This window comes from Candidatus Thiodiazotropha sp. LNASS1, from assembly GCF_964212655.1.
Lineage (GTDB): Bacteria > Pseudomonadota > Gammaproteobacteria > Chromatiales > Chromatiaceae > Thiodiazotropha.
Genome location: NZ_OZ156465.1, coordinates 2706832 through 2723702, shown reverse-complemented (window position 1 = coordinate 2723702; position 16871 = coordinate 2706832). Strand labels below are relative to the sequence as shown.

The following is a 16871-nucleotide window of genomic DNA, read 5'->3' as shown; positions in this document are numbered from 1 at the left end:
ATGATGAAAAATTTTATGGGCTGGATCGATGACCGTTATCCCATGACCAAGGTCTGGAACGAGCATCTGGCCGAATATTATGCACCGAAGAATTTCAACTTCTGGTACTTCATGGGCTCACTGGGGATGCTGGTGTTGGTGATCCAGATTGTCACCGGTGTTTGGCTGGCGATGAGTTACAAACCCGATGCAGAACTGGCGTTTGGCTCAGTTGAATACATCATGCGTGATGTTGATTGGGGTTGGCTGATTCGCTACATGCACTCTACCGGTGCGTCCGCCTTCTTCGTCGTCATCTACCTGCACATGTTCCGTGGTTTGATGTACGGTTCCTATCGTAAGCCCAGAGAACTGTTGTGGATCATCGGCGTGATCATTTATCTGGCGATGATGGCCACCGCCTTTTTCGGCTATCTGCTTCCCTGGGGTCAGATGTCCTACTGGGGCGCCCAGGTTATCGTCAACCTCTTCTCGGCGGTACCGGTGATCGGCCCCGACCTGGGTGTCTGGGTACGTGGTGACTATGTCATCTCCGACGCCACCCTGAACCGTTTCTTCGCCCTTCATTTCCTGCTGCCGTTCCTGCTGGCCGCACTGGTGTTCATCCACATTGTCGCCCTGCACAAGGTCGGCTCCAACAATCCGGATGGCATCGAAATAAAGAAGGGTCCGAAGGGTAATCGCTGGAGTGACAGCGCCCCCGCTGACGGTATCCCCTTTCATCCCTACTATTCGGTAAAGGATATCGCCGGTGTGGCGGGCTTCCTGTTCCTGTTCTCTGTGGTTGTCTTCTTCGCGCCGGAGATGGGGGGGTACTTCATCGAGCATCCCAATTTCGAACCGGCCAATCCATTGAAGACACCGGAGCATATCGCGCCTGTATGGTACTTCACGCCCTTCTACGCCATCTTGCGGGCGGTTCCCTCGATAGCGGGATCGGCCTTCCCCGGCGTGGTGGCCATGTTCGCCTCCATTCTGGTGATGTTCTTCCTTCCCTGGCTGGATCGCAGCCCGGTTAAATCGATCCGTTACAAGGGTTCGCTTTATAAGATCATGCTATGGCTGTTCGTCATCGACTTCATCATCCTCGGTTATCTCGGCACACAGCCAACCACCGACCTGTACAAGCTGATGGCGCAGATTGGCACAATCTACTATTTTGCCTTTTTCTTATTAATGCCGATTTACAGCAAAATGGATAAGACCAAACCAGTGCCTGAGAGGGTGACCGAATGAAAAAGCTGATTGTTGCACTTCTATTAGCCGCGGCCCCCATGCTGGGACTTGCAGCAGGCGGCGGGGCGCATCTGGATGATGCCGATATCGATTTGGGTGATCAGGCCTCACTCCAGCGTGGCGCCAAGTACTTCGTCAACTATTGCCTGAGTTGCCATTCGGCCCATTTTCAGCGCTATAACCGTACCGCCAGGGATCTCGGTCTGACGGAAACCGAAGTGATCGAAAATCTGATGTTCACCACCGACAAGATCGGTGACACCATGAAGATCGCCATGACTGCGGAACAGGGCACTGAATGGTTCGGTAGTCCTCCGCCTGACCTGAGCGTGATTGCCCGCGCCCGTGGCGTGGACTGGATCTACACCTATCTGCGCAGCTTTTATCTGGATGAGAAGCGCCCATTCGGTGTCAATAACATTGTGTTTCCGGATGTGGGCATGCCCCACGTATTGTGGGAGCTGCAAGGTGCGCAGAAGGCTGTTTTCAAACTCGAGAAGGATGCGGCCGGTAACGATGTGGAGAGGTTCGACCATTTCGAACCCGTCTCCGAGGGGCTGCTGAGCGCCGAAGAGTATGATCAAGTCGCCCGGGATCTGACTGCATTCATGAGCTACATCGGTGAGCCGATACAGATGGAGCGCAAGCGCCTGGGCGTCTGGGTTTTACTGTTCATTGCGGTATTTTTTGTGCTGGCCTACATGCTCAAGAAAGAGTACTGGAAGGACGTACACTAAAACACTTTCGACATGATCTGCCAAAAAGGCGCACAGTTGCGTTATACTGTGCGCCTTTTTTGATTTCACAACACACTATATTCCGCTGCCAGGCGAACATTCCGCATGGCATGAAGGACACCCTGGAGAGAGGCTATAAATGGCGGCAGTTGCGAACAAACGTTCAGTGATGACCCTCTATTCGGATCCGACCGACCCCTATTGTCATCGAGTCAGACTGGTGCTGGCGGAGAAGAACATCACCTATGAAGTATCTGATATCGATCCGCTCAACGTGCCGGAAGAGGTGATGGAACTCAATCCGTACGGTACCCTTCCCACCCTGGTGGACAGGGATTTAAAGCTCTACGAATCCCGCATTATCATGGAGTATCTGGACGAGCGGTTCCCCCATCCGCCGCTGTTGCCTGTGGACCCGGTTTCACGCTCTACCTCGCGTCTGTTGATGTACCGCGTGGATAACGACTGGTACAGCCTCATGGATATCATCCTCAGCGGTAAGAAAGAGGCGGCAAAGGCGCGCAAGGAACTACGTGAAAGTCTCATTTCCACTTCGCCGGTGTTCAACGCCAAACCCTTCTTCATGAGTGAGGAGTTTACCTTGGTCGATTGCGCCATCGCTCCCTTGCTCTGGCGCCTGCAGGAGTTGGGCGTGGAGATACCCGCGAGTGCGAAAGGCGTACATGAATACACCAAACGCCTGTTCGAAAAAGAGTCGTTCATCAAGAGTCTTTCAGAGGCCGAACAGGAGATGCGCGGTTAGGGCCTGTTAACACTAATCCGATCAGCCCTGTTGCGCCTGAAAAAGCGCCAATCAAGGCGCGAGGAGAGAGGTTTGGTTGTTCCAAATGAACGACGAGTAACGCCGAGTGGCGCTTTTTCAGGCACAACCCGTAGGGCTGGGGCTATTTTTCCGCCCAGCGGTGTTAGCATTCACTCATGTAGAATAACTACACATCGCTCATGCTGCCTTTCTGGACGAAAAAATAGCCCCAGCAGGGCTGATCGGATTAGTGTTAACAGGCCCTAATTGATATGACAGATATGTCATCCAATCGACCCTACCTGATACGTGCACTCTATGACTGGTTGGTCGATAACGGCACTACACCCTACCTGATGGTCAACACCGAGGTAGAGGGTGTGGTAGTGCCGGATCAGTTCGTGGAAGAGGGACGCATTATCCTGAACGTGGATCCCTCCGCTGTCTCTGCTCTTGAACTGGGTAACGATTGGATCAGTTTCAGCGCACGATTTAGCGGTAAAGCCGAGGATATTCTGATTCCTCCAGCCGCGGTGATGGGTATCTATGCCAAGGAGAATGGCCAGGGAATGCTATTTCCCGAAGAAGAGGTGAATCTTGATGACGATCCCGGCGATGAACCCGATCCCACCACGCCGGGCAAACGGCCGTCCCTGAAGGTGGTCAAATAGTTTCCTGATATATACCCACAATATTCAGCCACTGAATCGGTGACTTGGGATAATGGGATATATAACTGAGCCGCCAATACCCGCAAATGATTTTTGTGTGTCCAAGAATAAACGCAACTATTTATATTTACAGTACAATATGGTGTCATACAGACGCTAACCTGCCGTCTCCATACCGGACTGTTATAAACTAAATATAGGTTCATTTGCGGACTTATCGGATTAGCGTCTATTTGCGGCTTGCTTTTACAACACCCACCGTGAGAGAGGGGTGGGATGAGAGCGGATAGCTGAGAATGGTGGGTAACCAGGAATGGTTTTTACCCTGGTCTCACTCTGAACCGTCGGCCATGTCCCGCGACGGTAAATCGATATGCAGGCTGACATTATCGGTGCCCACCATCACCACATATCCGGTTCGCCGGCCCGAGCCTTCCAGACTATAGTCGAACTCATAGACACGGCGCAGTTTCAGTCCGCTGCGAAGCCATCGAATTCCCAGCCGATGCAGGGCCACGGTCTGATCGAGAAACTGCACTCCATGGCTTTGACAGGCGTTGCGACTGATCCGTATGGCGATTTCACGCACCCGAAGACTGTCGCGCCAGAACCAGAGCAAGGCCAACAGGGCAAGCAGCAGATTGAGGGTTGAATATGACATGCAGGTATAGATTATGGGACAGATAAGCATTGTAACGGCAGATATTACAAAGCTGGAAGTGGATGCAATCGTCAATGCAGCCAATTCCTCCCTTTTAGGGGGGGGCGGTGTGGATGGCGCCATCCATCGGGCGGCCGGCCCGGAACTGCTGGCCATCTGTAAAACCCTGGGAGGTTGTCCTGCCGGTGAGGCGCGAATGACACCCGGCTACAAGCTTCCGGCAGCCTGGGTCATCCATACCGTGGGCCCTGTCTGGCGCAACGGTGGACAGGGTGAACCCGCATTACTCCGTGCCTGCTATGAGAACAGCCTGACACTGGCGGCTGAGAAGGGATGTCGAAGCATAGCCTTTCCCGCCATCAGTACCGGGGTCTACGGCTACCCGAAACGGGAAGCGGCTGAGGTGGCGCTGAGTGTCATGAAGGCAAGGAAAGAATCGTTTGACGAGATTATCGCCTGTTGTTTCAGTGAGGCCGACGCGGATCTTTATCGATCACTCTGTCCTGAGTGTTGATACCTTTGCTGATAAGTTCTTAAGCATAAAAAATCCGCGAATGAACGCTAATAAACGCAAATGGTTTTTTGCTCCCCATGGTCCTGCGTGCGAATGTGTAAAAAGATGCCGTTGTTTTTTAGTGTAGGAGCGGCTTGCCGCACCGGTGACAGGTAAGTGGAAGTGAACCGCCGTACATGTTGAAATAATTTTTTTTGCGTTTATTAGCGTTGATTTGCGGATAATAGTAAATCGTATTACGAAGCCATAGGTGAGGTAAGATGTTTAATTGGTTGGATAGGCTGCCGATGCAGATGGTCGCGCTGCCGGCTTTATTGCTCGGATTGGCACCTTTCGTGCCGGAGCCCCATCTATGGGAGAAGCTGAAGATGCTGGCGGCCGGTACCCTGCAACGTCCTATCGACATCTTCGATCTGTTGATGCATGGACTGCCGGTTGTGCTGTTGGTGATAAAACTGGTCCGTGGTGAGCGGGAAGTCTCCTAAGCAGGTGTGGGAGGGGGCTATTGTGATCACCGTTTATCGCCCCTAGTTTTTAACCGCGCTGAGTCGGTCGAGCCGCAGTCGTTCACGATCGTCGAACAGGTGTTTCGAGCCGATCCATACCGCGGCCATGGCGCCGAATCCGGTACCTGCCGCGATCAGCAGCATAATCAATATCTGATATTTACTCGCCTCGAACGGTGGCGCGCCTGCCAGGATCTGACCGGTCATCATGCCCGGCAGACTGACTACGCCGGCCGCCGCCATGGCATTGATGATCGGTATCATACCGCTGCGCAGGGCATTGCGCCGGAGCTCCCGAATTGCCTGTTCCCAGGTGTGGCCCAGCATCAGTCGCGCCTCGATCTGCTGCCGCTGCTGCCAGGAATTATGGGTCAAGTGGTCCAGAGCGATGGCCACGCCCGACATGGTGTTTCCCAGCAGCATGCCCAGCAGGGGGATCAGGTACTGCACTGAATACCAGGGCTCGGCCTGAATGATGATCGTGAGTGCCATCAGGGTGACGGTAAATGAGGAGATGAACATCGAGAGGGTGCCGACCCCCATACCCCAGATACCGAGAAAATGGCGTTGTTGCCGGGCCATGACTTCATAGCCCGCGACGAAGAGCATGAACAGCGCAAGGAGCGCGATCAACAAGGGATGGGATTGTACGAACAGAAACTTCAACACCAGGCCGAGCAGGATCAACTGGACCACCGTGCGCAAGGCCGCAATCAACAGTTGACGTTCGATGCCGAGGGAGAGTCTTAACGACAGCAGGGCCAGTACCACCACAAGAATTGCGGATAGCGCCAGGTCGAGGGGGGTCAACTCTATGAGTGTCATCGTTTTACCTGCAGGCGTCCGTCTGCGATGTGCAAGGACTCCTCGCCGACCCGCCGTTGTTGATCAGGATCATGGGAGATCCAGAGTACTGCGGTCTTGTGTTGCCGGCGCCATTCAGCAATGAGCTCCTCGACCCGGTCGATGTTTTTTTGATCCAGGTTGGCGGTGGGTTCATCGAGCAGCAGTACCTGGGGCATATTGCCAAGCAGCCTTGCCAGAGCCAGGCGCTGTCGCTCACCGCTGGATAGACGGCTGATCTCCCACTGCATGGCGTTTGGAGATAAATCGAGAAGTGACAGCAGGGCATTGTCGACGTGCGGGAAGTGGTCGCCGACACGATCTTTCCACCAGGCGCTCTCAGCGGGAAGCAATCCTACTTCTCGGCGCCATGCCGGACCGCTGAAGGCGGTCATTTCCTGCTCGTCAAGCCAGGCTTCGCCCTGGTGTGGGTCGAGGTCGGCCAGGGCTCTCAACAGGCGTGATTTGCCGCTTCCCGAAGGACCGCTCAGGGTGGTGCAGTGACCCGCTGGGATATACAGCTCTATGGGTTCGAGTAGGGGTGATTGGAACTGCTTTAAGGTCAGGCTGCCCATCAACTGTTACGCTCGAAAATAAGATCCCATACCCCGTGCCCAAGCCGCTGGCCCCGCTGTTCGAATTTGGTCAACGGTCGTGTATCCGGGCGTGGGGAGAAGTTGCCTTTTCCGGCCTGATTGCGAAAACCGTCGTGTCGGGTGAAAACATCCAGCATCTGCCGGGCATACTCTTCCCAATCGGTGGCCATGTGGATCACCCCACCGGGTTTCAGTGCCTGGTGAATGAGATCGGCAAACGCCTGTTGCACGATGCGGCGTTTGTGGTGGCGCCGTTTATGCCATGGATCGGGAAAGTAGAGCTGCACCCGGTCGAGGGCAGCTTCAGGCATATGGTGTCGCAGCAGTTCCATGGCATCTGCCTGCAGGATGCGTACATTATCAGACTCCTGCTCAGCCAGTGTGAGCATCAGGTGTCCCACGCCGGGTGTATGCACCTCGACGCCCAGGAAGTCCTGCTCGGGATGGCTGGCGGCAATCTGAGCCAGAGCTTCGCCATTGCCGAAGCCGATTTCCAGGGTGACCGGCGCCTCCCGCCCGAAGAGTGAAGAGAAGCGCAGGGGCTGTTGGTCCAGGGTCAGGCCATAGTGCGGCCATAATGCCTGGAACGCCCGCTGTTGACCTTCAGTCAATCGGCCCTGTCTCAGGACATAACTGCGAATGGGGCGATGAGACTGCTCAACCGACATAGGTCTGGTGCGTTCTGAGGATGGTCAGAAAAACAGCCCATCGACCGGTGACGAGGCCGAGGCAAAGCGCTTGGCCTGCATCCGACCCGCCAGGTAGGCCTCACGTCCCGCCTGGATCGCCTTTTTCATGGCCGAAGCCATCAACACCGGGTTGTCTGCCGCGGCAATGGCGGTGTTCATGAGTACCCCGTCGCAACCCAGTTCCATGGCCACTGCGGCATCGGAGGCGGTGCCGACACCGGCATCCACCAGTACCGGGACCTTGGCGTTTTCCACGATGGTCAGGATGTTGAGCCGGTTGCGTATGCCCAGGCCGGATCCGATGGGTGCCGCCAACGGCATCACTGCCACACAGCCCAGTTCCTCGAGCCGCTTGGCCATGATCGGATCGTCGTTGGTGTAGACCATCACATCGAAGCCGTCCTTGATCAGCTCTTCCGCAGCTTCAAGTGTCTGCACTACATCGGGGAACAGGGTCTTCTCGTCACCCAGCACTTCCAGTTTGACCAGGTTGTGGCCATCCAGCAGTTCCCGCGCCAGACGGCAGGTCCGGACTGCGGTCTTGGCGTCGTAGCAACCGGCCGTGTTCGGCAGATAGGTGAACTCGTCGGGCGGCAGCACGGTGAGGATATTGGGTTGATCCCGGTCCTGGCCGATGTTTGTACGGCGCACCGCAATGGTGACGATCTCCGCGCCGCTGGCATCGATGGCCTCCCGGGTCTCCGGCATATCTTTATACTTGCCGGTACCGACCAGCAGGCGGGAGTTGAAACGGCGTCCGGCGACGCTGAAACTGTCATTTTGGGTATCGTTTGGCATCGGTCTGGTTCTGGTTGCTGATTGATTCGAATGGGATGGGGGAACTGAGGGTGCAGTTTCAGCCGCCACCTACGGCCTGTATGATCTCGACTTGGTCATGCTCTTCCAGCAGATACTCGTTGAAGGTACTGCGGGGCACCAACGCTTCATTGACTTCCACAGCAATACGCTGGCCGGATAGATCGAGTAACTCGATCAGCTTGGTCATGTTCAGTGCGTCGGGAATTTGCTTTTCCACGCCGTTTAAGTAAATCTGCATCTCTGTCTGGTCTCAATTGGTGATGGGAAATGATTTTACCTCATCTTGGGACAACAAAGTATGTGTTGCGTTGGCGAAAACCCGCTGTTGAATTTGAGTGATGCCGGCCAGGCACAAACAGGCACAGGGCTGAACGATCCCCACATGTCGCAGGGATAAAGTGAATACAAAACACATACAACAATGAATAAATAAATGAAAAGAGGCCCTGCAAGGGCCTGGGAGCGATAGCTCAATGGCTGGAGTCGATTCGTGAAGTGGAGTGAAGATCTGATATCGCCGGAATTGGCCGGCACCCTCGATGGATTGTTTTTGCAGCGTGCACGCCGGACACCCGATGCGGTGGCTTATCGACACTATCACCGGCAGAACAAACAGTGGTACGAACTCACCTGGGGCGATATGGAACGCCAGGTGTCGCGCTGGCGCCAGGCGCTAGCGGGGGAGGCGCTGGAGGATGGGGACCGGGTCGCGATCCTCCTGAGGAACTGTCCCGAATGGGTGATGTTCGATCAGGCCGCCCTCTCGCTGGGACTGGTTGTCGTGCCTCTGTATACCGACGATCGCGCAGATGCCATTGCCTACATCCTGCGCGACGCGGCGGTCAAACTGTTGCTGGTGCAGGACAGCGGCCGCTGGAACCGCATGGCCGATTCGGTGGAAGAACTGCCCCAGTTGCAGCGGGTTGTGGTGCTGGAGACAGAGCGACAGCCACGCCCTGCTGAGGATGAACTGGTGCGTGAGGCGAAGCACTGGTTGCCGCCTCGCGGCGATCCCTTGAAACGGCGGTATGCCGATCCCGAGACCCTGGCCTCGATTGTCTATACCTCCGGCACCACAGGACGCCCCAAGGGTGTGATGCTGAGTCACTACAATATGCTCTCCATCGCCCATGGCTCACTGACCGTGGTGGATTGCTATCAGCAAGACAGCTTTCTCTCATTCCTGCCCCTCTCTCACACCCTTGAAAGGACCGGTGGTTACTACCTGCCGATGATGGCCGGCGCCTCTGTCTCCTTTGCCCGTTCCATCCCGCAGTTGGCGGAAGACCTGCAGACCATCAGGCCGACCGCGATCATTGCCGTACCCCGTATCTTCGAGCGGGTCTACGCCCGGGTGCAGGACCAGCTGAAGAGTAAACCCGCCTTTGCGCGTATGCTCTTCAATATGGCCTTGAGCGTGGGATTCAAGGAGTTTGAATATCGCATGGGGCGCCGCAGCTGGTTTCCGGGGCTGTTGCTGCATCCCCTGCTGCGCAAACTGGTCTCCGGCAAGATACTCGACAAGCTGGGAGGGCGGCTGCGCGTCGCGGTCAGCGGCGGTGCGGCCATATCGCCGGAGATTGCCCGGGTCTTTTTGGGGCTTGGGCTGCCGATGCTGCAGGGTTATGGGTTGACCGAGACCAGTCCGGTCATCAGTGTCAATCCGATGCATGACATCAGACCGGAAAGTGTCGGTATTCCTTTACGCGGTGTGACGGTGAAGATCGGCGATGATGATGAACTGCTGGTCAGGACACCGGGGATGATGCTCGGTTATTGGAACAACCATGCGGCTACCGCCGAGATGATCGACCCCCAGGGCTGGTTGCATACCGGCGATCAGGCGCGTATCGATGAAGATGGCCATATCTATATCACCGGCAGGATCAAGGATATCCTGGTGCTGTCGAACGGCGAGAAGATCCCGCCGGCGGATATGGAGATGGCGATAACCCTCGATCCCCTGATCGAACAGATAATGGTGGTGGGCGAGGGTAAGCCCTACCTGGGGGCGCTGGTGGTGCTCAATCCCGACCTGTGGAACGGGCTCGCCGATGAGTATGGTCTCGATCCGTCGCAATCATCCAGTCTCGAGAACGAGCGCCTGCAGAATGCGCTGCTGAAGCGAATACGGCTGGCGTTGCGCGATTTCCCCGGCTACGCCAAGATACGCCGGATCGCGCTGCTGCTCGAACCCTGGACGATCGAGAACGGATTGATGACACCCACCATGAAGATCAAGCGACAGAAGGTCTTGGCGTATTGCAAGCAACAGGTTGAAACACTCTACGGCGATGGTTTGGTCTAGGGTTATTGAATTATTGTCAGCATGCAGGGTGGCATGACAGGAAAATCGTGGCAGGGTAGACTTGTCAAGAGCTTCCGTACAGCTCGGCAAGCCTGAGGTAAGGATTCAGACAGGGACGGCATTCGCGGGTATCGTATATCGGTATTACCCTGGCTTCCCAAGCCAGAGAGACGGGTTCGACTCCCGTTACCCGCTCCAATTCACTCTATCTGCGCCTTGTCCGTACACATCAATCGATAGCGTTCCAGGGCCGCATGGCGGCGTTGCGGTTTACCCTTGAGGGCTTCGATCTGTTTTGCCAGCTGCGTACACTGAGCGGCTTCGTCATCTACCTCTTTCGGGGGCTCCATGAAGGGATGCTCTTTAGGCTGGAACATGATCGACTGGCCCTTCTCCGCCATAGCGTTATCAAGGGCAGCGAACGCCAAAATCAAAACCAGAGACAAGTATTTCAACAATTCGGGTGCCTGTTTAAGTCGAATAGTGCGTGCACTTGATTATGCCACAACAGCGGGAAAGCCGGTCGCTGTTAGTGTAGTCTAATGATCGTTCATGTCCTGGGAACCCTTACAAATGTAGGGATTTAAACGGCATCCCGGAGTGGTTATAAGGTAGTCTAATGATATCGATGAATGAATCAGACCCCGCATCGTGAGAGTGCAATGCAGGTCATCGGGAAACAGCGTAATAGTGCGGTCTATTCTGACGGTCGTACCGCTTAATGCCCGGGCGCCGGGTTTTGTTAGGCTTGTCTTTTCACCGGGTAAGACTGGGATTTGGCCAAGGTGAGGGTGGGCAGGGGCCTGTTGAATCAAAAATTAACGATCCGTGTATGAACTTGATCGACGGAATAACATAGTATTCAGGAGAGATGACGGTTTTCCATGCTAGAACTTTATCAAGCCGCGGACAGGGTGGAGGCGCAGATGCTCAAGGATCATCTCAGGCAGAAGGGAATCGAGACCGTGATAGTCGGCGATCACCTGAGTGGCGCCGTGGGCGAACTGCCGGCAAATATTTTTCCCACCCTTTGGGTGCTTGAAGATCGTGACCTGGCGCTGGCGAAGCGGCTCACGGAAGCGTTTTTCGATCGTCCCCCGGTCAGTGGCGAGGCCTGGCAGTGTAGTGTTTGCGGCGAGAGCATCGATGCGGGATTCGATATATGTTGGAATTGTGGAAGCCCAAATCCGAACGAGAATGTATAAGGAGTAGATGATGGGCAAGACACTGAAGGTGCTTGGATGGTTGATCGGAATGGTGCTGCTGCTAATCATCGCAGCGGTGATTCTGATCCCCATGTTTGTCGATCCCAACGACCATAAGGATCGCATCGTCGCCGAGGTGAAAAAGGCGACAGGGCGGGATCTTACCATCGGCGGGGATATCGGCTTGTCTGTCTTTCCCAGGCTGGCGTTGGAGTTGAATGGGTTGACCCTCAGCAACGCCAAGGGCTTCAAAGAGGGAGACTTCGCCGCGGTCAAGCATGCCGAGGTGGGTGTCAACCTGCTGCCATTGCTGATTGATCAGCTGCTGGAAGTCGACACTGTGCGTGTCGAGGGGTTGAAGCTCAACCTGGCCAGGTCGAAGAGCGGTGTCACCAACTGGGATGACATGCTGGGTAAAACGGAAGGTGAGCAGGAGTCCGTTGAGGTAGAGTCCCCGCGACAGGATAAAGCGGGTTTGATGGCTTTCACCGTGGGCGGATTGAGCATCAAGGAGGCGAATCTGGTTTGGGACGATCAATCGACGGGCGAACGCTACCAGATCGATAACATCTATCTGGAGACCGGTGAATTGGCGCCGGGACGCAGTGTGGATTTGAATTTCAGTATGGACCTGGCGAGCCGGAAACCGTTGTTGAAGGGTGGCGTCAAGCTGACTTCCAAGATGTTGGTGAAACCGGATGAGCAGGTGTTCAGTATGCAGGATCTGCAACTGGCCGTGAATCTGACCGGTGATGGCATGCCCGAGGAGGGGGTCAAGAGTCTGTTGGAAGGCAACCTGCAGGTTAACCTGACTTCCGACATCCTGGATCTGCACGACCTGGAGCTCACGTCCGGTAAACTCAAGCTCACAGGGCGTGTCCAGGGTGAGGAGATCCAGACCAATCCGACCTTCAAAGGCGATCTGAACCTGGCCGAGTTCAATCTGCGCGAGTGGATGAACCAGTTCGGACTGCCTGTTCCGGAAACGGCGGACGAAGAGGTGCTTCAATCTCTCTTTCTGTCATCAGATTTCACCGCCTCTCCCGATCAGCTGGTATTGAAGAATCTGTTGCTGGAGTTGGACCAGACAAAACTCAAGGGTGAGTTTGAGATGGTTAATTTCGCATCGCCCACCTACCTATTCAATCTCGTATTGAACACCATCAACGTGGATCGTTATCTGCCGCCAACGGCCGAGCCGGGCAGGGCACCCGCCAAGCCATCGAAAGGCGGATCGGAAAATGAGCCCCTGTTTCCCAATGAGTTATTACGAGGCCTGCGGCTGGACGGGACCGTGCGCATCGACAGCTTGATCGTCAATGGGCTGCAAGCAGAGGCGATTCTGCTCAAGGTGCGCGGCCGGGATGGCAAGCTGAATCTCGATCACGAAGTGGGCCGTTTTTATGATGGCCTGATGAAAGGGGATGTGCAGTTGGATGTGACCGGTGAAAGGCCTGCGATCAATCTTACCCAAAAGGTGTCGAGGATTCTCTCCGGCCCGCTGTTACTCGATTTAACCGGCAAGGATACCCTGCTCGGCAGCGGCGATCTCGACATGCAGCTCACCAGCCGTGGCAATACTGTTAAACAATTGAAGCGCGGGCTCAACGGGCAGCTCTCCTTCGATTTCCGCGATGGCGCGGTCAAGGGCTTCAATCTGGCAAAGATGATCCGCGATACCAAGGCCAAGCTGAAGGGCGAAGGCACCATGGTGTTGAATGAACCGGAACAGACCGACTTTTCAGAACTCATCGGCCGCGCCACGATCGTCAACGGCGTGGTGAACAACCAGAGTCTGCTGGCCAAGTCACCCTACCTCCGCCTGGAGGGAAGCGGCAAGGCCTATCTGCTGGAGGAGCGGTTGAAGTACACCGTTCGACCGGTCATCGTCAACACACCGGCGGGACAAGGAGGAGAGGCGCTGGAGGATCTGGTCGGCATACCCATACCGGTCAAGATCAAGGGTAATTGGAACGACCCCGATTTCTCCATACAGCTGTCGAAGATCCTGGAGGAGCAGCAGAAGGCGAAACTCAAGCAGAAGCTCGATCAAAAGGTGGACGAAAAGATTGGTGAGAAGCTGGAGGAGAAGGTGCCGGAGGAACTCAAGGACAAGCTGAAGGATAAGCTGAAAAATCTCTTTTGATGGCGGACCGAGAGAAGCAGGCCCGAACAACGCTCCCAACCATCCCACTCGAAGGGGCGGAGAGCTTTTCACAACGCGTGCTGGCCTGGTTCGACCGCCACGGCAGAAAGGACCTTCCATGGCAGCAACCGCGGGACCCCTACCGTATCTGGGTCTCCGAAATCATGCTGCAGCAAACCCAGGTGAATACCGTAATCGGTTATTTCGAACGCTTCATCCAGAGTTTCCCCGATATTGCCACCCTGGCTGCCGCCGATTCGGACAGGGTCATGCATCATTGGTCCGGTCTGGGCTACTACGCGCGGGCGAGAAATCTGCATCGGGCGGCAGGTGAGGTCATGACCCGGTATCAAGGGGTGCTGCCGGACGATATCGACCGCCTGCAGGCCCTGCCCGGCATCGGTCGCTCCACCGCGGGGGCGATACGCTCCCTCGCATTCGATGCATATGCCCCGATCCTGGACGGTAATGTGAAACGGGTCTTGGCGCGCCATTTCGCCATTTCGGGATGGCCGGGCAACAATGGTGTGCAGAAGCAGCTGTGGCGGTTGAGCGAACAACTGACCCCGCACCGTCAAACCGCGCGGTACAATCAGGCGATGATGGATCTGGGCGCCACCTGCTGTGTGCGGGGCAAGCCTCTCTGCGACACCTGTCCGTTGGCGCAGAGTTGCCAGGCCCTCGCCGAGGGGGATGTTTCACGCTATCCGGCCCCCAAACCGAAAAAAGTACTGCCGGTGCGCGCCACCCGCATGTTGATCCTGACCGATGCCAGCGGCGATATCTTGCTCGAGCAGCGGCCGCCCAGCGGTATCTGGGGCGGGCTGTGGAGTCTGCCCGAGTGTCCGCCGGAACAGCCGTTGAAAGCCTGGTGCCGGGAGGTGTTTGGCTGTGATGTGGAAGAGCGCGACCACCTGCAGCCGAGGCGCCATACCTTTTCCCACTTTCACCTGGATATCACGCCGGTCGTGGTGGCGGTGAAAAACCCTGCAAAGGGCCTCATGGATGCCGGCCCCAGGGTCTGGTATAAACTGTCACAACCCGACGACCGGGGGCTGGCCGCGCCGGTCAGCCGCATCCTGCGAGAGATCGACAGACCGATTCGCGAACACCAATCCGGAGGAGAGGCCCCATGAGCCGTACCGTACAATGCGTCAGACTGAAACGTGAGGCCGAAGGGCTGGATCGCCCCACCTATCCCGGCGAACTGGGGCAGCGCATATTCGAAAACGTTTCCAAGGAAGCCTGGCAGGAGTGGCTCAGGCACCAGACCATGCTGATCAACGAGAACCGGCTCAGCCCGGTCGATCCCAAGGCACGCCAATTCCTCGAACAGCAGATGGAGCAGTTCTTCTTCGGCGAAGGCGCCGAGCTGCCGCCGGACTATCGACCCCAATAAGTCCCGAAAGGGGTGCGGACTTGACTCAACCGGGCATCCCCGGTTTAATACGCCCTCTTCTCTAAGGCCAGGTAGCTCAGTCGGTAGAGCAGGGGACTGAAAATCCCCGTGTCGGCAGTTCGATTCTGTCCCTGGCCACCATTCAGTGGCTTAGCCGTCCCGAATTCCTTCTCAAAAAATCTCTTGCGTTAATTTGTGTGAAGCTATGAACTGCTTAGTCGTCGCAAAACTACCAGTTCGGACTTCCCATAGCCCTGGTCACACACTGTTCGCTGCTTCAATAGGCTGAGAAAGCTCGGCGGCGGAGTAGTGTTTGTTGTTGATTTGCATTCACTATTAATCCGCTGGTTGCAGTGAATATTATCCCAGCCTGAGCTGAATAAGCATCAGATTAAGAGAAATATAATTATCAATACATAGGGTCAGTATTTCGATGCATATCTATCAATGAATGGATCAATCTCGCATTCAAATCAACAGCTATACGGCGAGATCGAGGAGGTCGAGCGCGAGGTCGTCGTTACCAACGACCATGAATTCCAGGGCTTCGGATCTTGTCTCAAGGGCCTTTAACCTTTCAACACACTTATCCGTGCCCGTACCAGGTTCCCTTACCTGTACCATGCTGGCTTAGGTGTCCCGCCGTGACGAGGGCTTGCAGGTGCTTTTTCACCGTGTTGCGGTTAGCCTCTGTGATATCGACGATCTGGCCGATGGTCAGTCTTCCATGTGCTTTGGCAAGTTCGAGGATTTGAACTGAGAGTTCCGGCAGTTTGTTGATAAGGATTTTTTCTCGTGCAATTTTGGTTTCCAGGCGAACTTTTTGTTTTTGCAGCGCGCGCAGAAAGTACATGACCCACGGCTGCCAGTCGGGGGCATCGGTACGGATCGTGGCTTGCGTGCCGCGTAATGCCACGTAATAGTCTTCCTTGGTTTGTTCGATCACGCTTTCCAGTGAGCTATAAGGCATGTAGGCGTAGCCGTTGCGCAGGAGCAGCAACGTCGTGAGCACGCGCGACAGGCGGCCATTGCCGTCCTGGAAGGGATGGATTTCGAGGTAGACAACGATAAAGACCGCAATGATAAGGAGCGGATGGAGTTGTTTTTGCGTCAGCGCCTCTCCTGTCCACGCGATGAGTTCAGTCATCAGGCGGGGTGTGTCGAACGGCGTGGCCGTTTCGAACACGATGCCGATTTCCTTGCCCTCGGCGTCAAAAGCCATCACATTGTTCGGGCTAGTTTTGTATTCACCCCTATGGCGCTCGTCCTTGGTGCTGTAAACGAGTAGGTCGCGGTGTAACTGCCTGATATGGTTTTCTGTGAGGTCAATGTCATCGGCATGGGCGAAGACCGTTTCCATGACTTCCGCATAGCCCGCCACTTCCTGTGCATCGCGGGTCTCGAACTTCTTGATTTCTATGTTGCTGAGAAGCCGGTCGACCTCCTGGTCTGACAGGTTGCTGCCCTCAATTCGAGTTGACGAACCGATACTCTCGATGGTTGCGACGTGGCGCAGGGCTGACAGCCGATCCGGGGCGAGTGTCCCCAGGGCGCGCCACGCGCCCTTGAACTCATCCAGCTCGGCTATTAACGAGAGGATTTCACGGGTGATTTTAAGCGTATCGACATTTATGCCCATACCCATATAAATACCCATAAATATCCATAAAGGCAAGATGTAATCTTAAATTATCTAAAAAAATACCCATAAATATCCGTATATTGGGTTGCGTGCTGATGGAGGATACCACGTCAGCCCGACCCATTGCGGGTGGTGA

At 55.5% G+C, this 16871-nt stretch carries 20 protein-coding genes and 2 tRNA genes; 14 read left to right on the top strand and 8 right to left on the bottom strand.

The annotated features are described in order from the left end of the window. From AB8516_RS11900 to AB8516_RS11885, 4 genes are all read left to right on the top strand, one after another. Entirely contained in the window at positions 1–1236 is a 1236-nt protein-coding gene (locus AB8516_RS11900) for a cytochrome bc complex cytochrome b subunit (RefSeq protein ID WP_369163272.1), read from the top strand. After that, positions 1233–1973, top strand: a complete 741-nt coding sequence (locus AB8516_RS11895; protein ID WP_108293086.1) for a cytochrome c1 — start codon at positions 1233–1235, stop codon at positions 1971–1973. The genes AB8516_RS11900 and AB8516_RS11895 overlap by 4 nt, the downstream gene beginning before the upstream one ends. A 139-nt stretch (positions 1974–2112) precedes the next feature. Continuing rightward, a complete protein-coding gene (locus AB8516_RS11890; protein ID WP_069124897.1) occupies positions 2113–2736 on the top strand; it encodes a glutathione S-transferase N-terminal domain-containing protein in 624 nt (207 codons plus the stop codon). A gap of 281 nt (positions 2737–3017) precedes the next feature. Next, positions 3018–3407 (top strand): ClpXP protease specificity-enhancing factor, encoded by a 390-nt coding sequence (locus AB8516_RS11885; RefSeq protein WP_369160859.1) that lies wholly within the window; start codon positions 3018–3020, stop codon positions 3405–3407. A 331-nt stretch (positions 3408–3738) separates the two neighbouring features. Here the strand turns inward: AB8516_RS11885 and AB8516_RS11880 are convergent, their stop codons facing one another. Next, positions 3739–4068 carry a DUF3301 domain-containing protein gene (locus AB8516_RS11880; RefSeq protein WP_369160857.1) on the bottom strand — a complete coding sequence of 110 codons (330 nt, stop codon included), beginning with the start codon at positions 4066–4068 and terminating at the stop codon, positions 3739–3741. A 13-nt stretch (positions 4069–4081) separates the two neighbouring features. Here AB8516_RS11880 and AB8516_RS11875 point away from each other — a divergent pair, with 13 nt between their 5' ends. Next, positions 4082–4582 carry an O-acetyl-ADP-ribose deacetylase gene (locus AB8516_RS11875; protein WP_369160855.1) on the top strand — a complete coding sequence of 167 codons (501 nt, stop codon included), beginning with the start codon at positions 4082–4084 and terminating at the stop codon, positions 4580–4582. A gap of 260 nt (positions 4583–4842) precedes the next feature. Further along, positions 4843–5067, top strand: a complete 225-nt coding sequence (locus tag AB8516_RS11870) for an RND transporter (RefSeq protein WP_108293080.1) — start codon at positions 4843–4845, stop codon at positions 5065–5067. Positions 5068–5109: 42 nt separating this feature from the next. On the opposite strand, the gene fetB is transcribed toward AB8516_RS11870, so the two are convergent. From fetB to thiS, 5 genes are read right to left on the bottom strand one after another with little or no spacing between them, the layout of a single operon-like run. Beyond that, positions 5110–5913, bottom strand: a complete 804-nt coding sequence (fetB, locus tag AB8516_RS11865; RefSeq protein WP_108293078.1) for an ABC transporter permease — start codon at positions 5911–5913, stop codon at positions 5110–5112. Continuing rightward, on the bottom strand, positions 5910–6506 hold the full coding sequence (locus tag AB8516_RS11860) for an ATP-binding cassette domain-containing protein (protein WP_369160853.1): 597 nt from the start codon (positions 6504–6506) through the stop codon (positions 5910–5912). The genes fetB and AB8516_RS11860 overlap by 4 nt, the downstream gene beginning before the upstream one ends. Next, on the bottom strand, positions 6506–7195 hold the full coding sequence (trmB, locus tag AB8516_RS11855; protein ID WP_369160851.1) for a tRNA (guanosine(46)-N7)-methyltransferase TrmB: 690 nt from the start codon (positions 7193–7195) through the stop codon (positions 6506–6508). The genes AB8516_RS11860 and trmB overlap by 1 nt, the downstream gene beginning before the upstream one ends. 24 nt (positions 7196–7219) lie before the next feature. After that, the gene (locus tag AB8516_RS11850) at positions 7220–8014 is read right to left on the bottom strand and encodes a thiazole synthase (RefSeq protein ID WP_369160849.1); all 795 of its coding nucleotides are present in this window, start codon (positions 8012–8014) and stop codon (positions 7220–7222) included. Positions 8015–8072: 58 nt separating this feature from the next. Then, positions 8073–8273 carry a sulfur carrier protein ThiS gene (gene thiS, locus AB8516_RS11845; RefSeq protein ID WP_369160847.1) on the bottom strand — a complete coding sequence of 67 codons (201 nt, stop codon included), beginning with the start codon at positions 8271–8273 and terminating at the stop codon, positions 8073–8075. Between the two features lie 252 nt (positions 8274–8525). Here thiS and AB8516_RS11840 point away from each other — a divergent pair, with 252 nt between their 5' ends. After that, positions 8526–10343 carry a long-chain fatty acid--CoA ligase gene (locus AB8516_RS11840; protein ID WP_369160845.1) on the top strand — a complete coding sequence of 606 codons (1818 nt, stop codon included), beginning with the start codon at positions 8526–8528 and terminating at the stop codon, positions 10341–10343. Positions 10344–10467: 124 nt separating this feature from the next. Continuing rightward, a tRNA-Gly gene (locus tag AB8516_RS11835) sits at positions 10468–10541 on the top strand. 2 nt (positions 10542–10543) lie between these two features. On the opposite strand, the gene AB8516_RS11830 is transcribed toward AB8516_RS11835, so the two are convergent. After that, positions 10544–10744: a hypothetical protein gene (locus AB8516_RS11830; protein WP_369160843.1), complete on the bottom strand. Its 201-nt coding sequence runs from the start codon at positions 10742–10744 to the stop codon at positions 10544–10546. A gap of 483 nt (positions 10745–11227) precedes the next feature. Here AB8516_RS11830 and AB8516_RS11825 point away from each other — a divergent pair, with 483 nt between their 5' ends. The 6 genes from AB8516_RS11825 (at position 11228) to AB8516_RS11800 (ending at position 15666) form a co-directional block, all read left to right on the top strand. Next, positions 11228–11548 (top strand): DUF2007 domain-containing protein, encoded by a 321-nt coding sequence (locus AB8516_RS11825; RefSeq protein WP_369160841.1) that lies wholly within the window; start codon positions 11228–11230, stop codon positions 11546–11548. A gap of 10 nt (positions 11549–11558) precedes the next feature. Next, complete coding sequence (locus tag AB8516_RS11820; protein ID WP_369160839.1) at positions 11559–13694, top strand: AsmA family protein; 2136 nt, start codon at positions 11559–11561, stop codon at positions 13692–13694. After that, positions 13694–14830, top strand: coding sequence for an A/G-specific adenine glycosylase (mutY, locus tag AB8516_RS11815; RefSeq protein WP_369160837.1), 1137 nt, complete (start codon positions 13694–13696; stop codon positions 14828–14830). The genes AB8516_RS11820 and mutY overlap by 1 nt, the downstream gene beginning before the upstream one ends. Beyond that, the gene (locus AB8516_RS11810) at positions 14827–15093 is read left to right on the top strand and encodes an oxidative damage protection protein (protein ID WP_369160835.1); all 267 of its coding nucleotides are present in this window, start codon (positions 14827–14829) and stop codon (positions 15091–15093) included. The genes mutY and AB8516_RS11810 overlap by 4 nt, the downstream gene beginning before the upstream one ends. A gap of 65 nt (positions 15094–15158) precedes the next feature. Then, positions 15159–15234 (top strand) — tRNA-Phe (locus AB8516_RS11805). A 306-nt stretch (positions 15235–15540) separates the two neighbouring features. Continuing rightward, entirely contained in the window at positions 15541–15666 is a 126-nt protein-coding gene (locus tag AB8516_RS11800; RefSeq protein WP_369160833.1) for a hypothetical protein, read from the top strand. Between the two features lie 13 nt (positions 15667–15679). Here the strand turns inward: AB8516_RS11800 and AB8516_RS11795 are convergent, their stop codons facing one another. Further along, entirely contained in the window at positions 15680–16738 is a 1059-nt protein-coding gene (locus tag AB8516_RS11795; RefSeq protein WP_369160831.1) for a Fic family protein, read from the bottom strand. Positions 16739–16871 lie beyond the last annotated feature (133 nt).